We start from the raw sequence: 16,421 nt of genomic DNA, 5'->3' as shown, positions 1-16,421 counted from the left end.
AATGTGCGCGCGAGCATGGCGAATTTCAATGGTTCCGACATCACTTTGTTCTGAGTTCAGAAAGCGAACGGGACAGCAAATCGTCCGACAGCCGAATGACGTGGCCTGATTCGGTATAGACCAGCACGCAATCGATTGCACGACCCGGATAGAGTGGCGCAAGAATCTCCCGGTAGATTGCAAGCTGTGCCCGATGGGAGAATGGTGTTTGCTCCTGTGAACCCGGTGGATTGCGATTTGTCTTGTAATCCATGATCATGACGCGGCTGTCATTGACGACCAGCCGGTCGATGCGGCCCGAAACCGCATAATCTCGGTCATCGATCTTCAGCGTGCCCATGATCGACACTTCCGCCTGGGCGTGATCGGAAAATGCATCACGAAGATCGGTTGCGGAGAGGACCCCTATGACCGTTTCGATCAACTGCCGGCGCTCCGACTCCGGCCAGAATGGCACCGCGCGAGACGCATAACGTTGCGCGGCCGCGAGACGTTCGGTTTCGGGAAAATCCGGCAACATTTGCAGCATCCGGTGCGTCATGCGTCCGCGTTGCAATGCGCGGTCAGGGCTGGCGGCGTCACCAAACAGCGGCGAGGTGATCACCGCGTCAATCGCCTCGTCATCGATCATGGTTCCAGCGCCGGAGGGGCTCAAAGGGCGCGGCAGCAATTTTTGCGGTGGCAGCGGCCGACCCAATGCTTCGGGAAGCAGCGACGTGGTTTCCGCGTGCTCCTTCGGATCTTCCTTGGGAATTTGCCGGTTCGGCTCGCCGGAAAGCCGCCACGTCAAACCCGTCCAATTGCCGTCCGGACCGGTAAATTCCGCGGTTTGGCAATGCGTGTCGTCGGCGCTGAGACCTCGAGCAACCATCGCCTGCCAGCTATCGAGATTCTCGCGCTTGCCGCGATAACCGCAAACTATCAGCCGATCGGCTGCGCGCGTCATGCCGACATAGAGAAGTCGACGATATTCCTCTTCCGTCGAAATCCTCAGGCGCTCTTCATCTGCCTCGCTAAAGGCATTTGACAGTACTTTGGACGGCAGCCAGGCGGGAACATTCGTCTCGCCGACGCGCAGCATCCGCAGTTTTGAAACATGGCTATGCACAAAAGCTTTTGAACCACTATCAACGAGAAATACGACCGGCGCTTCCAGCCCCTTGGAGGCATGCACCGTCATGATCCGCACTTCGTTGCGGCCGCTATCCTGTTCGCGTTTGATCTCTGGCGATTCCAGTTCAAGCGTGGAGATGAAGGATTGCAGACCCGGCAGCCCGCTTGTCTCGTGGTCTAGTGCGAATGTCAGGAATTCATCGAGAATATCGCCCGCTTCGCTCCCCAGCCGTGCTAAAAACTGTCGGCGGCCGCCATCGGCGCCAAGCAGATGGGCAAACAGATCATGCACGCTCATCGTCCGCGACAAGGCGATGTAGCGTTGCAGTCTGCTAACGCTCGTTTGCAGATTCGGGTTATCGACTGCCTGCATCTGCAGATGCGCCCACACACCGATTTTTTCCGGTCGGCGGCCGGCAATCTCGAAAACGTCATCTTCCGAAAGATCGAAAAGCGGGCTCTTGAGGATCGCGGCAAGCGAGAGATCATCGCCGGGCAGAAGCAGAAAGCGGCCGAGCGCCAGAAGGTCCTGGATAGCGATATGGCTGGTCAGGCGCAGACGGTCTGCACCGGCAACGGGAATATCGCCCCGACGCTTCAGCGCGCGTGTGAGGCCGTTGACGAAGGCATCGCGCTTGCGCACCAGAACGAGAATGTCGCCGGCGCGGATCGGCCGCATGACTCCATGTTCGATAACAGTGCCCTTGCCGACCATCGATCCGATGACATGGGCCATGCGTGTCGCCAGAATTGCCGACGGTGCCTTGTCCGGCGTTGCATCGAAAGGCGCAGTCCAGTCATCCTCCGCTTCTATGACGTCGGGCACGACCGTTTCCCATAGATCGACCACACCCGGGTGTCCGAGGCGATTGGAGCGATGGATGACGGCATCGCCGCGCGCACTCAGACCGCGTGCATTGTCTTCCAGAGAAAAGACCTGGTCGACGGCGCTCAGCACTTCGGCAGTGGAACGGAACGAAAGCGGCAGGCGCACCGAATGAAACGACTGCCCGCTATCAGTCACCTGTCGCTGCGTGTCGTCGCGCTCCTGTGCAAACCGCTCCGGGCGCGCACCCTGGAAGGAATAGATAGACTGCTTTTCATCGCCGACGGCAAACAATGTCCGGATGGAATCGCGGGCGCTACGGCCACTGTAGAAATCTTCGGCCAGCGATTTGATCACTGTCCATTGGACAGGGCTGGTGTCTTGCGCCTCATCGACGAGAATGTGGTCGATGCCCTGATCGAGTTTGTAGTGAACCCAGGCTCCGACACCGTCACGCGTCAGAAGATTGGCGGTCCGATTGATCAGGTCCTCGAAATCGAGCAGGCTTCGCTGTTTTTTCAGATCTTCGTAGTCGTGATTGAGCCGGTCAGCCAGAACGAGGGCGGCTTCGGTCGCCGCCACCATGCGCAGAATCCGCAACCTGTCTCGGCAGGCGGCAACATGTTCGCGGGCTGCCGCTACCGCCGGACCCAGTTCCGGGGCCGCCGTCAGCATCGCCTTGGCCACGAGGGAGGAATCCGCTTTCGGCTTGCCGTCCTTGGTCAGAAGGATCCGCTCCAGATATTCCGCGCGTTTGAAGACATCTGTCTCACGCTGGGCCAGCCTTAACCCATAAGCGACATCTGTCACCTTGGCCCCACCACTGCGGTCGGCAAGATCCAGGTAGAGGTCAAGCGTCTGGCCGGAAAGGCCGGGCAAAGGCCAATATCGTTCTGCACCAGTTACTTCGCTGTCCTCGGCAGATAATCCGAAGGCCCGCCGCAGCAATCTGGCGGAACCGCCTTCCGCCACCGCTCTGGTGAGGAAGTCGCGTAGAGCCGTGCGGTTGGCCACGATATCGGAAAGCAGGGTCTCGAGACCGCTTTCGTCGCCGAGGTCAAGAACCAGCGCGAAAGCTTCGGCCAGTCCGCTGCCGTCTTCCTTGGCGGTCGCCGTCAACAGAGAGCGGCGGGCTTCCTCAAGGAGCGCGGCGGCGGCGCGATCGTCGAGAACCGAAAAATGCCCGGCAACATTGGCTTCCAGAGGGAACTGGTGAAGCAGAGATTCGCAGAATGCGTGGATCGTCTGGATTTTCAAGCCACCCGGTGTTTCCAAAGCACGAGCGAAAAGTCGACGAGCCTCCGCCAACATGACCCGATCCGGCCGCTTGCCTTCCATGGCAGCAATCTGATCGCCCAGCGCCTCATCCGACAAGACCGTCCAACCTGCCAATCGCTGAAAAACACGGTTCGACATTTCAGAGGCAGCAGCCTTTGTATAGGTCAGGCAGAGGATCGAGGATGGTCGGCACCCGGACAAAAGAAGCCGGATAACCCGCTGGGTCAAAACATGCGTCTTGCCTGAACCTGCATTGGCGGACACCCACGCCGAACTCGCGGGGTCTGACGCCAGGGATTGCTGAACGCCTGTCCAGTTCACCCATTGTTTCGGATCGTCGTCGACTGGTTGCGGCAAGCTGTCATTCATCGCCGTCACCTTCCTCGACTTCAGCCGTCGACCATTCGGCGACGCGCGCCAGATGATCGTAATCGCCATCATAGGCGCTTTGCATCATGGGTATCAGGCGGGAAGAGAAACCGGCCTTGCCGCTGCGCAGAAGATTGACGAAACCAGCCAGCTGCTCTCTGCTCTCATTGGCGAGATCGATCGCCGATTTCGGTTGAATTTTTGCGGTTTCCTTGGCGAATTCGTTGTTCACGGTGTCAGTCGCAAAACGGTCTCCGGGTCTGAGGCGAACATAGGTCAGTTCCGCCGGTGTCATGGCCGGCATGTCCTTGAAGCCACCGGCCAGAAGTGCCGCCGCTTCCAGTGCCAATTGCGGATCGAGCAGCGATCGCGCCTGATTGACGGAAGGGCTGAGGCCCGTTTTGTAATCGATGATATCGGCGTGGCCCGAACCCTTGATATCGATACGGTCGGCAACGCCCGTCAGCCGTATGCCGGCTTCAGGGATTTCGAATCCGGCTGAGAGTTCCGTAAAGGTTTCGCGAATGTCCGTGGCACGGGCTGTTTCCCAGTGCAGAAAGGCTTCGGCCACTTTCAGGAACCGCGGGCGCCACACCTGATCGATATGCGGCGGCAGTTTCTCGGCGTCGAAAAGCTCCGTCGTCACCCGCAGCATAGCCTCCCGCGCCACCGGCGTACCGGGGATGTGGCCCTCACGCGTATAGCTATCGATAATGCGGTGATAAAGTGTGCCACGCTGCGCGGCACCCGGATCCTCGTTGAACGGTTTCAGCGGATCAAGCTTGAGGATGCGGGCGGCGTAGATGGAATACGGATCGCGTCGCAGTCGACCGACCTCGCTGAAGGAATATTTTGTCGGCTGCAATTCCGGCGGTGGTGTCGGTGAGGGGCGTTTGGCGACAGGCTGCGATGGCGCAGCGTCGATCAGACCGGCCCAACTTCGATATACATCACCACGCGCCCGCAATTCCCTGGCAAAGTCCGGTCCGCCCAAAGCCAGCAGACGTTGCAGCCAGCGCGAGGCGACAGTCGGCGCCGTGCCTTGCCGCAGCGAACGGGAATAGATCAGACGCCGAGTGCCGCTCGCCATTTCGAAATCGTGCGCGAGCTGGCCAATGCGCCTTTCCGGTGGTTCCAGCCCGAGATCCACCTTCATGGTTCGCGACAGGAAGGGATTGTTGACCGACTGTCCCGGCCACGACCCTTCATTGAGACCACCGAGAACCAGCGTATCGACGCTCTGCAAGCGGGCTTCCAGTGTACCGAATATGAAAAGGCGGGGGTGACTGAGCGCCTTCGGTTTCACCGCTTCGGCCGTCGTCAGGGCGGTAACGACATCGATCCATTGCGGACCATCGGCCTCCATCTGGCCGTTGGCCTCGATCACTTCGGACAGCATGTCGGCCAGACGCTCACCGGCTTCACCGGACCACAGCGCGGAAAGATCTCCACGCTCATCCTTGGCAATCTCTTCGAGCACGCGGCCGGAACGGGCTGCCCATTCGGAGAGCGACAGTTTTGCCGTTCTGCCTCGCCCGCTTGGAAGCCGACCAAGGATCGCCGATGCCAGAGGCTCGACTGCTGCCGTTATCCGCTCTGCCAGCTGTCTTGCCTTATCGGCTGATCTGTCCGGTAGTGACAGTCGCCATTGTGGCGTGTGGCGATCGCTCTTCTGCTCTTCGAGGCGGCGCGCAAGCAATTGGCCAAGCGTGCTGATATCCATTTCGCCGATACCGCCCCGCAGGGCGAGAAGTTCCAGAGCCTGTGCCGCAGCGCGCGCTTCCGTGTCGGGCAGGCCGAACCGGGCGAGGGGATGTTTCAACAACGCCACGATCGGTACCGGATCGCCTGGGCGTAGGATCGCTTCCAGCGTCAGTTGCAGCAACGTGCCTTGTGGCGTCGAGGATAGCGGCGTGCCGGCAGTGTCATCAGCGATAATGCCGAAACGAGCAAGTTCTGCCATGACGCGGCGTGCCAGTGCGCGATCGGGAGTGATCAGCGCTGCCTGTGATTCACCATGCCGGCCGGGTTTCTCCAACGCCATGCGCAGGGCAATTGCAATCGTTGTTGCCTCTTCGCGCTCATTGGCGGCTTCGATCAGCGTGATGTCGGCAAATGCTTCTGCAAGAGCTTGTTTGTCGGCAGCGGATCGCCATTCGCTCCAGTCGTCGGTGGCCTTGGCAGGAGCCAGTGCTTTCGACAATGTTTTGGCCCGAAAAGCCAGATCGTCTGAAGCCGCGGCAAGCACTTCGACTTCGCTGCGGTCGATCTGCAGCCGTTTCAGCAGTTTTGACAGGCCGAATTGCGGATGGCTGCGTGCTGAAGGCTCGGATCGCTTGTCGAGAAAACGATCATCGTCCAGCAGGTTCCAATGCTCGTCCGACATGGACTGGTCGAGGCCGGGTAACACAACAACGCCATTTGGCAGCAAGGCAATTGCAGCAATGAGATCAGCCGCCGCGGGGACAGAACCGGTTGAGCCAGCAACGATTACAGGTCCCTGATGGGCGCTGGTGGCAATCCGGCGGGCCTCGCCGCGAAGAATTGCAGATTGATGCCGGGCAGGCGAGGAGCGTCGCAATTCTTCCAGTCGCGCCGGCCAGAAGGCGCTGGCGATTTTCAGGAATTCTGCGGTCAGCTGCCACCAGAGAGGATGCTCGGCCGTATCCAGCTTGTTGAGGTCGTTCCAGTCCCGCTCTTCGGTTTCGATCGAGTCGGTCAGCTCGGCCAGCGCGCGCGCGAGCCATATCGCATCTGCCGGGCTGGCCGGCGCGACAAGAGGAGACGTGGAATGAACGGCAGTGATTGCCAGCGGCAACTGGTTGCGCCATGCAAGGATCAGTCGTGCCAGTTCCAGAAGACGCGACACCCCGCCGATCGGCAGCGCCAGATCCATTTCCTCCGGTGCGGCAAGGTCAAAATAGCCGCTGTCGTCATCGGTTTCGCCGAGTGGGCGAATGATTGGCAGGATGGCTGAGCGCCCACCGAGGAGATCAACGAATTCCGAACGCAGCACGCGGGCGGCGCGGCGTGTCGGCACAAAGATGGTCACTTTCGACAGCGACAACGGATCGGCGGGATCATGCTGAAAGCCATCGACAAGGCTCCCATCCAGAAGCCGGGCGGCGATCGTGTTGAGAAACGGCACCGCTGCCGGCACCGTAAAAACCCGTTTATGACGGGTGGGGATCATGTGCCCACCCCGGCTTCCTGAAGCACGGTTTCTGCCTCAACAAGCGCATCGGGTGTGCCTACGGTCAGCCAATGACCCTCCAGACTGATGCCATACAGCCGACCGGCGGCGATTGCCCGGTCGAAATAGATGTTGAGATTGAAGGCGTCCTGTGGCGCATCATCGAAAAGCGAGGTCTCAAGCACGATTGCTCCGGCATAGACCACGGCCTGGCCTGAACCTTCGGTGTATCGGACAAGCTTCCCATTTGCAGAAAGGCCAAAATCCTTCTTGCCATTATGTCCGGTGGTGTTTTCGATCGGCACACAGAGAAGTGCCATATCCATCCGCTCGGGATCGAAAAACTGGGCAAGACGCTGCAGGTTCGTCGGCGTTCCGGCTGTCTCGCCAATCCAGAAGAGGTCGGCGTTCATCACAAAAATGCGGCCGGGCTCAAGCAGCTCAAGGCCTTTCACCAGCCCGCCGCCGGAATTCATCAATTGGTCGCGTTCATCGGAAATGGCCACATTCAACCGCGGATAGGAGGCAAGATGCGCCTCCATCTGATCAGCAAAATGGTGGACATTGACAACCGCATGGGAAACGCCGGCGTCGGCCAGACTGTCCAGCGCATAGTCGATCATCGGTTTGCCGCCGACGGCCACCAGCGGTTTGGGCATACGGTCGGTAATCGGTCGCAAACGGGTGCCGAGGCCCGCGGCCAGCACCATCGCATTTTTTATCGTCATGATCTCCGTATCAATGATTCGAGGGTTCAGGTTTCGCTCAAACCCATTCCAGCCTGCCTGCACCATTCGCGCAAGGGGGCAAGCGCTTCGTGCTGAAGGGCGGTGGAGAGATAGCTGAGTGTACGTGGCATATGCTGCATGTAGCCGGGCTTGCCGTCCCGTTGCATCAACCGCACCCAAAGACCGGCCAGCTTGCAATTGCGCTGTGCGGACATGATTGCCCAGGCTTTGAGAAAGCTCTGTTCGTCAAAGCCGCCCTGCGTATGTCGAAGGCGAAGATAATCGGCCATCAGCATGTTTGCCAGAGCAGGCCCGATGGTCACGCGGGCATCCTGCACCAATGATGCAACATCATACGCTGTTGGCCCCATCATAGCGTCCTGAAAGTCGATGATACCGACTTTACGGATGTTTTCAGCCTGCTCCTGCCAGATGATATTGGGCGAGTGGAAATCGCGCAGCAGAAGATGGATCTCGCAGCCGGAGAGGTCGGCGATCAAATCATCCCAGATTGCCAGATAGGTTTCGCGCTGTTCCTCGCTGGCCGTGCTGCCGTTTTTCCATGGCAGGTGCCAATCGAGCAGAAGGCGCGTTTCCATCTTCATTGCCACCGGGTCGAAATCCGGGACATGATGGATGCGATTGCCATCGAAGGCGATATCCTGCTGTGGCGCTTGTCCGTGCAGGTAAGCGAGAGCGGCGACGCTTTCCCGATATCGATCTGCGATCGGCCGTCCTTCAGCGTCAAGTACGCCGTCCGGGCCGAGATTTTCGATCAGGAGAAAACCGGCTTCATAGTCGGCAATATAGATTTCCGGTGCCGTCAGCCCGTTGTCCCGCAGATAGCCGGCAATTGCGACGAAAGGTTCGACGTTTTCTGCAATATGGGCGACCTTCGGATATGGCTTGCCGTCGAGGACGGGCGGTCCCTCCGGGCGCACGGGCCAATCCATGAGGATGATGGATTTCCCATCGACCGGATGAATGCGCTCATAACCACGCATGACGGAAGCATCGCCTGTCAAAAAGCGTCGTTGGCTGCCGATGTAGTGATTGTGATCAAGGAAGGCGCGAATGGAAAGCGTCCGGGAAATGCGATCCGCCTGAGACCCCGCTGCGGTTATCGTCGCCAATCGCCCTGAGGCCTGGTGCTGGAGTGCTAAAAGGATGCGGTCGCGTGGCAAAGCGCCTTCGGCCACTTCTGGCCATTCGACGATACAGATCCCGTCCGCAAGCGCTTCGTCGAAACCAAGCTCATCGAGTTCCGAACTGTCGGCCAGACGATAGAGATCGAAATGCGCGACAGGGATGCGAAGCGGATAGGTCTGAACCAGCGTAAAAGTCGGGCTCGGAACCTCAAGCGCTTCGTCATCTGCTAAGGCGCGCAGAAAAGCTCTGGCGAGTGTTGATTTTCCGGCACCGAGATCGCCCGACAATGCCAGGCAATCTCCTGCTTTCAAGGCCATCGCCAAATCTTCGCCGAGACGGGCCGTGGCGGCATCGTCCTCCAGCTCGATTGTGAAGACGGTTTTCCCGTTCATTCGGCGGCGACAGAGCGGGCGTTCAGCGCGCTCGGGATGCGGCAGGTCACAGTTGTTCCCTGGCTCGGGCCACTTTCGATGCGGACATCGCCGTGGTGCAGGGTCACGAAGCTTTCAACGATCGAAAGGCCAAGACCCGCGCCGCTGCGCTTGCCACCCTTGTTGCTGGAGGAGAAACGGTCGAACACCGTCTTCAGCATGTCCTCGGGAATCCCCGGGCCTTGATCGGCGACGGAGAAGTAGAAATCTTCGCTCTGACGCCAGCAATTCAGCGTGATGATCGATCCATCCGGTGCAAAATTCGTCGCGTTGGTGATCAGCTTGATCAAGATCTGCTTCAGGCGCTGCTGGTCCGCAACGATCGCACCCAGACCTGTCGGGGCGTTGATTTCAAGCGTGACGTTGTTTTCTTGGAGACGATTGGCGATCTGCAGCGAAACGTCATCGAGCAGTTCGTCGATATCGGTCTCGTTGTAGTTCAACTGCATGATGCCGGCATCGACGGTTGCCAAGTCGAGAATGTCGTTGACGATCGTCAGCAGGATCGAAGAGGAGGTCGAAATGTGATCGACATATTCTGCCTGACGATCATTCAGATCACCGAGACCCGGCGTCTTGAGCAGGTCCGTGAAGCCGATGATGTTGGTCAGTGGAGAACGAAGTTCGTAGGAGACGTGCTGAACAAAATCGTTCTTCAGCTCATCTGCCTTGCGAAGCGCCTCGTTCTTTTCCTTCAGTGCCCGTTCTGCCAATGCGCTGTCGGTGCGGTTGACGAAGGTCAGCATGGTCTGCGCGTTCGGCAGCGGAATAACGGCATAATCGAGAACAAGCCCCGAATGCAGTTCGAATGTGCCCTGCAGGGAAGGTCTCTCGTCGTCGAAATTGGTCAGCATCTGACCAAAATGGCGCCAGCCATCCGGCTTTTCATACTCGTAGGCGCAGGCAGCCTCGATGGCACGTATATGCGTGCCCGGCTTGGCCTGCTCCTCGGTCACGTTCCAAAGTACCCGGAATGCCGGATTGGACAGACGAATGCGGCCGTCCGGGCCGAAAACCGCAACGCCTTCGGAAAGATGATCGATGGTTTCGCCCTGAACCTTCACCAGCGTGTTGTAGCGGGTTTCGAGGTCCATCTGTTCGGTCAGGTTTTCAAACACCCAAGTTGCCCCGCCCTGCGGATGCGCGGTGGCGATGACCTGCAAGGTCTGGCCGTTCGGCAGGTGCCAGCGATCGGATTGTGTATCGAGAGAACGATAGACGGAAAGAACGGATTCCTTCCAGTTGCGCCAGTTCAGCTGCTCGGGAAGCTTGTTCTGGCTGCGCAAACGATCCAGCATCTCGGCATTGCCGGGCCGGCTTTCAAGGAAGCCGAGTTCGAAATCCCACAAGCGGACGAATGCCTGATTATAGAATTGCAGCCTCTGTTCGCCGTCGAAGATTGCCACTGGCGTTGCCAGATGGTCAAGCGTTTCGGCATGGCTCTTGAGCGTGCGCTTCAACTCGTCTCGAATGGTTTCCGCTTCAGAGACGTCGATCGCCATGCCCGCTGAACCGCCAGGGCCGACGACATTGGAAATATCGAAGATCGTACGATTGCCGCGCACGACAGTCGACAGACGGTCATGGAAGGGTGTTGCTGCCGTCGCGGTGGCGCGGATTTTTTCACGCGCAATTGTGCCGAGGAACTCATGGCTTTCCTGAACAGCTGCCGTAGGAGAAGCGGTTTCCACTGCTTCGCTGTAGGCATGATTGACCCAGGTCAGGTTACCTTCGCTGTCGCGTCTCCACACCGGTTGCTCAAGGCTATCCAGAAGCGATTGGAACAGAAGCATCGAACTCGACAGTCGTTCGCGCTCTATTTTCAGTTCCGCCAGTTCGGCGCGCAGGTTGTTCAGCGCGATGAAGCGTACGAAGGCCTTGCCTCCGGAAACGCGGCCTTGCACTTCCAGAATCTCGTTGCGGAACGTTTCGACCACCATGTCGAAGCTGCGCGCGTCGCTGCGAAGTGCTTCGATGGCGCGTTCCAGTTCAGGGGCGGAGGTCGTGCTCAACCATCGTCCGAAAGCCAGAAAGTCGCGATTTTCTGCCGGTGCGCCGGTCTCGACGGGAAGCTGACCGAGAAATTCCGGCCGGCCGGGGCCTGCTTCCCAGATGACGATCCGCCGGTTCTTTTCGGCAATCAGGGCTTCGTATTTGGAGATTTTCTGCTGCGCGTCGGAAAGCGCGCTGCGTACATCCCGGCTTTCGGCTTCGATATTGCCTTTCTGGCGAACGAGCCAGATGGTCGACAGAAGAGCGGCCGCCAGGGCGCCGATGGTCAGCGACGGGACGATGATCTCGGACGACGAAAGGAATCTGCCTGCCTCAAGGCCGGCTTCCTGTGCAAAGGCTGCACTGGCAAAGCCCGAAAGAGCCGTACCCGAAAGGGCAGCTGCTGCCCAACGCACAAGACGACGCAGACCCCGCGGAGCGGTGTCACGTTCTGTCGCCATCTGCTGGCATAGAGCTGTTTTTGTCGGGGCCTCGTCGCCTTCGACATTCACTTCGGCCTGCCGAGGCAAGACCATATTTTCAACCGCCATTCCGGCTTGTCTCCGTCCATGTGCCGCATCGATGACAAGACATTCCAGCCCACGCCACGCAAAAAAGGGCGCGAATCAAGTCTTACAACAATACTTGTTTCCGGATTCAGCGGGAAGCTTAGTGCGAAAAAATAGGCCGCAGGCATTTGTCAACGCCTGCGGCCCTATATGTTGTGGATGAACCGGCTAAATATTAGTAGCGGTAGTGTTCAGCCTTGAACGGACCCTGCTGCGATACACCGATATAGGCAGCCTGTTCAGGAAGAAGCTCGGTCAGCTTGACGCCGAGCTTTTCGAGATGAAGGCGCGCGACCTTCTCGTCGAGGTGCTTCGGCAGGATGTAGACCTCGTTCTTGTAGGTGCCGGGCTTGGTGAAGAGCTCGATCTGGGCCAGCGTCTGGTTGGTGAACGAAGCCGACATCACGAAGGACGGATGGCCGGTGGCGTTGCCGAGGTTGAGCAGGCGGCCTTCCGACAGGAGAAGGATGCGGTTGCCACCGGGGAACTCGACCAGGTCGACCTGCGGCTTGACGTTCGTCCACTTGAGGTTCTTGAGAGCCGCTACCTGGATCTCGTTGTCGAAGTGGCCGATATTGCCAACGATCGCCATGTCCTTCATCGCACGCATGTGATCGATGCGGATGACGTCCTTGTTGCCGGTCGTGGTGATGAAGATGTCAGCCGAAGACACGACGTCTTCGAGAATGACGACTTCAAAACCGTCCATGGCAGCCTGAAGTGCGCAGATCGGGTCGACTTCCGTGACCTTGACGCGAGCGCCAGCGCCCTGAAGCGATGCAGCCGAACCCTTGCCGACGTCGCCGTAACCGCAGACGACGGCAACCTTGCCGGCCATCATCACGTCGGTGCCGCGACGGATACCGTCGACCAGCGATTCCTTGCAGCCGTACTTGTTGTCGAACTTCGACTTGGTGACGCTATCGTTGACGTTGATTGCCGGGAAGGGCAGCAGGCCCTTCTTGGCCAGTTCGTACAGGCGATGAACGCCCGTAGTGGTCTCTTCGGTGACGCCCTTGATGGCATCGCGCTGCTTTGTGAACCAGCCTGGCGTTGCAGCAAGGCGCTTCTTGATCTGCGCGATGAGGATTTCTTCTTCTTCCGAGGTCGGGTTCGAAAGAACGTCCTCGCCGGCTTCGGCGCGGGCGCCGAGCAGGATGTACATGGTGGCATCGCCGCCATCATCGAGGATCATGTTGGAAAGGCCGCCATCGGCCCACTGGAAGATCTTGTCGGTGTATTCCCAGTACTCGGTCAGGGATTCGCCCTTGACGGCGAAGACCGGGATGCCGGCGGCAGCGATCGCTGCGGCAGCGTGGTCCTGGGTCGAGAAAATGTTGCAGGATGCCCAGCGAATTTCGGCGCCGAGAACCTGCAGGGTTTCGATCAGAACTGCGGTCTGGATCGTCATGTGCAACGATCCCGAGATACGGGCGCCCTTCAGCGGCTTGGATTCGCCGAATTCGCTGCGGCAGGACATCAGGCCCGGCATTTCGGTTTCGGCGATATCGAGTTCCTTGCGGCCGTAATCCGCCAGCGAAATGTCGGCGACGATATAGTCTTTCTCAGTGGTCATGAAGGATCTCCAGCTCAAAGATGGCACTCTTCCATTGGAAGAGCCGTAAACTCCGCCCATAGCGGACGGATATTAGCGCTGGGATGTAGCAGGCTTATGGCTTGCTGGCAACAAGACATAAAGAAGTCTTTATATCTTTATCTGTTGTGTCAGGCCTCTTCGCCGAACTTGTTCGAGACCAGTTGGTCAAGTGCTTCGAGCACCGCTTCGGCCTGTTCGCCGGACGTGGTGACGGAAATGCTGCAGCCGGGGCTGGCGGCCAGCATCATCAGGCCCATGATCGATGTGCCGCCAACCGTCATGCCGTCCTTGCTGACGCTGACCTGCGCATTAAAGCCTTCAACGGTCTGCACGAACTTGGCCGAGGCACGAGCATGGAGCCCGCGCTTGTTGATAATCAGGAGTTCGCGGGAAAACATAAGTATGGCCTCACTTGCCGCTCAAAACGCGGCTGGCCACGTTGATGTATTTTCGGCCCGCCTCTGAAGCTTCCACCAGAGCCTTCTGCATGTCGTTCTCGGCGCGAATACCGGCCAATTTGATCAGCATCGGCAGATTGACGCCGGCAATGACCTCGGTCTTGCCGCTGCTCATGACCGAGATGGAAAGATTGGACGGCGTGCCGCCGAACATATCGGTCAGGATGATGACGCCATGACCATCATCTGCACGCTCAACGGCATCGACAATGTCTTGCCGGCGTTGGTCCATATCGTCTTCCGGGCCGATGCATATCGTTTCGATATATTTCTGAGGACCAACGACATGCTCCACTGCATGACGAAACTCTTCAGCCAGCTTGCCATGGGTGACAAGCACAAGTCCGATCATGAAATGACCCCTTGGAAGACATGAACGCAGGCTATATTCGCGCTGCAACAAGTGCCATCGCGGTGGTGAGCCATCTTCTATATGTGAGACGGAAGTGCAAGCTAAAAATGAAAATTGGTCAGGAAGACCAATCAACGAGCAAAATCAGGCGCGAGCGCAGCGAGCACGGCCAGTGGCGCCAGCGCGTCGGCTGCAACACGGATCAATGGCAATTCGAGACCGGACGGAAGGCTATAGGTTTCGAAAGCCGGTGGCATGCGTTCAGCATCGTTTCGCTCTACAATCCTGACCGCCATATGCAAGACAGCAGCATCGACGCTGGCAAGCGATACGATGCCACTGTGGCGGATCTCGAGCAGGCCCGCTGTCGCCGGCGGCCGTTTGACGATGGTGCACCCATTGGCATTTTCGAGAAAAACCTGATCGTCTGCGATAAGCGCAGAAAACTGTCCCGCCTGTCGAGCGGCGTCAATGCAGGCCAAGGCCAGCATTGATTTACCGGCACCGGATGGCCCGAGAAAGAGAATGCCTCGAGTTCCAATCACGATTGCCGTTGCATGGAGATTGGACAGCAAGGTCATGGGCCCCGGATACCTTACTGCTGCTGGCCAGGCGGCAATGATAGAATGAAGCGGGCGCCTGTTGCCGTGCCGGTTTTGTTGTCTATCAGGTTTTCCGCGCGCAAGGTGCCGCCATGCGCTTCGGCAATCTGCCGGCTGATGGAAAGGCCGAGACCCGAATTTTGCCCGAAACTCTCCCCTTCCGGGCGATCCGTGTAAAAACGTTCGAAGATGCGGTCGATATCTTCGGCCTGGATACCGGGACCATTGTCATCGATATGGACGATGCAGCGACCCTTGCTGTTGAACAGATGAACCTTGATCTTTCCGCTCTTCTCCGGAACGAAGGAGCGCGCGTTCTCGATGAGATTGGTGACGATCTGTCCGAGCCGCAGATCGTGGCCCTGAACAACGAACTCGGATTTCACATCGGTCTTGCGATCGACGCTGAGCGCGATTTCGACAACTTTTCGACCATTGCGGATCTGCAGCGAGATATCGACAAGGTTGCCGACCAGGGCCTCCATATCGACCGGTGCCGAATCCGAACGCGCCAGTTCTGCATCCAGTCGCGAAGCGTCGGAAATATCGCTGATCAGCCTGTCGAGGCGGCGCACATCGTGGAAGATGATGTTCGTGAGTCGCTGTTTGGATTCTTCGCTTTTGGCAAGCGGTAAGGTTTCGACAGCACTGCGCAGCGACGTCAGCGGGTTCTTCAACTCGTGACTGACATCGGCTGCAAAACTTTCGATAGCGGCAATACGGTCGTAGAGCGCATTCGTCATGTCGCGAAGTGCAATCGAGAGGTTGCCGATTTCGTCCTGGCGGGCAGAGAAATCGGGGATTTCCTCACGTTGCTTGGCACCCCGGCGCACACGGATGGCTGCGGCCGAAAGCCGGCGCAGCGGATTGGCGATGGTGGACGACAGAAGCAGCGACAGCAGGATGTTGACGAGGGTGGCGACGCCAAAGACGCGCATGATCGCCAGCCGCTCGGCGTGAACGATATTGTCGATGTCGCCGGCCTGCGTGGATAGGAGCAGGACGCCAAGCACGGCGCGCGAGCGCTGAACAGGGACTGCGACCGATACGATGAGTTCGCCACGATCGGTCACACGAACGACTGCACCGCGCACGCCGGTCAGCGCATTCATGACCTCGGGATAGATCGATCCGTCACCACCCGGTGCTTCCTTGTAGCTCGGCAGGTTGCCGGGCTGCAGCATGCGGTTGAACAGGCTGGCAAGCCATTCGTTCCAGGTCTGGGCTTCGTTTTCGATCGGCGGCAGGTCGAACCGCAAGACCTGGCCGCGTGAATAGAGATGACGCGAATCGAGAAGCAGGTTTGCATCAGCATCGAAGAGGCGCGCGCGCGTGCGAGTCGGCGAGATCAGCCGGCGCAATACCGGCGCCACGCGCTCGGGGTCGATCGGAAAATCCAGATCCTCGTCATTGGGAACAGGGGTTATGCTCTGGCCGGCCTGCAGTTCCAGCAGCTTTTCCGGGTCGATGGTGATCGAATTGGTATCGACGGATGCCGATGCCGATACGGCAGCCGAGATGATTTCGCCCTGCGTCAGCAGGCTTTCGACACGTGCGTCGATCAGCCCTTCGCGGAATTGGTTGAGGTACAGAATACCCGCGACCAGAACCACCGTCGCCGCGATGTTGAAGAACAGGATGCGTCGTGTCAGGCTCGAAAAGACGGCATGACCAAAGACCCGCCGGGCCAGTGTAAAAGGCCGCGACCACAGTCGCCTGTTTCCCTGTCGCGGCTCCGTCGCGTCAGTGATGTCTTTGTTCATA

Annotated in this window: 10 protein-coding genes; all 10 read right to left on the bottom strand. The window is 58.7% G+C overall.

Annotated features, from left to right (window positions below; genetic code table 11):
* Nucleotides 1-40: 40 nt before the first annotated feature.
* Nucleotides 41-3,586 carry a double-strand break repair helicase AddA gene (gene addA / locus EDF70_RS23510; protein ID WP_132278543.1) on the bottom strand — a complete coding sequence of 1,182 codons (3,546 nt, stop codon included), beginning with the start codon at nucleotides 3,584-3,586 and terminating at the stop codon, nucleotides 41-43.
* The gene (gene addB / locus EDF70_RS23505; protein ID WP_132278876.1) at nucleotides 3,579-6,776 is read right to left on the bottom strand and encodes a double-strand break repair protein AddB; all 3,198 of its coding nucleotides are present in this window, start codon (nucleotides 6,774-6,776) and stop codon (nucleotides 3,579-3,581) included. Before addB ends, addA begins: the two co-directional genes overlap by 8 nt.
* Nucleotides 6,776-7,507 (bottom strand): nucleotidyltransferase family protein, encoded by a 732-nt coding sequence (locus EDF70_RS23500; protein WP_132278541.1) that lies wholly within the window; start codon nucleotides 7,505-7,507, stop codon nucleotides 6,776-6,778. Before EDF70_RS23500 ends, addB begins: the two co-directional genes overlap by 1 nt.
* A 26-nt stretch (nucleotides 7,508-7,533) precedes the next feature.
* On the bottom strand, nucleotides 7,534-9,048 hold the full coding sequence (gene tsaE / locus EDF70_RS23495; protein WP_132278539.1) for a tRNA (adenosine(37)-N6)-threonylcarbamoyltransferase complex ATPase subunit type 1 TsaE: 1,515 nt from the start codon (nucleotides 9,046-9,048) through the stop codon (nucleotides 7,534-7,536).
* Complete coding sequence (locus EDF70_RS23490; RefSeq protein ID WP_132278537.1) at nucleotides 9,045-11,630, bottom strand: PAS domain-containing sensor histidine kinase; 2,586 nt, start codon at nucleotides 11,628-11,630, stop codon at nucleotides 9,045-9,047. The genes tsaE and EDF70_RS23490 overlap by 4 nt, the downstream gene beginning before the upstream one ends.
* A gap of 193 nt (nucleotides 11,631-11,823) precedes the next feature.
* The gene (gene ahcY / locus EDF70_RS23485) at nucleotides 11,824-13,224 is read right to left on the bottom strand and encodes an adenosylhomocysteinase (RefSeq protein ID WP_132278535.1); all 1,401 of its coding nucleotides are present in this window, start codon (nucleotides 13,222-13,224) and stop codon (nucleotides 11,824-11,826) included.
* Between the two features lie 149 nt (nucleotides 13,225-13,373).
* Entirely contained in the window at nucleotides 13,374-13,649 is a 276-nt protein-coding gene (locus EDF70_RS23480; protein ID WP_132278533.1) for an HPr family phosphocarrier protein, read from the bottom strand.
* Between the two features lie 4 nt (nucleotides 13,650-13,653).
* Complete coding sequence (locus EDF70_RS23475; RefSeq protein WP_132278531.1) at nucleotides 13,654-14,055, bottom strand: PTS sugar transporter subunit IIA; 402 nt, start codon at nucleotides 14,053-14,055, stop codon at nucleotides 13,654-13,656.
* Nucleotides 14,056-14,186: 131 nt separating this feature from the next.
* Nucleotides 14,187-14,636: an HPr kinase/phosphorylase gene (locus EDF70_RS23470; RefSeq protein ID WP_132278529.1), complete on the bottom strand. Its 450-nt coding sequence runs from the start codon at nucleotides 14,634-14,636 to the stop codon at nucleotides 14,187-14,189.
* A 14-nt stretch (nucleotides 14,637-14,650) separates the two neighbouring features.
* Nucleotides 14,651-16,420, bottom strand: coding sequence for a sensor histidine kinase (locus tag EDF70_RS23465; RefSeq protein ID WP_132278873.1), 1,770 nt, complete (start codon nucleotides 16,418-16,420; stop codon nucleotides 14,651-14,653).
* Nucleotide 16,421: the final 1 nt, after the last annotated feature.

Source organism: Neorhizobium sp. JUb45, from assembly GCF_004343585.1.
Lineage (GTDB): Bacteria > Pseudomonadota > Alphaproteobacteria > Rhizobiales > Rhizobiaceae > Neorhizobium.
The sequence above is the reverse complement of the archived record's forward strand: the minus strand, read 5'-3'. Positions and strand labels throughout refer to the sequence as shown.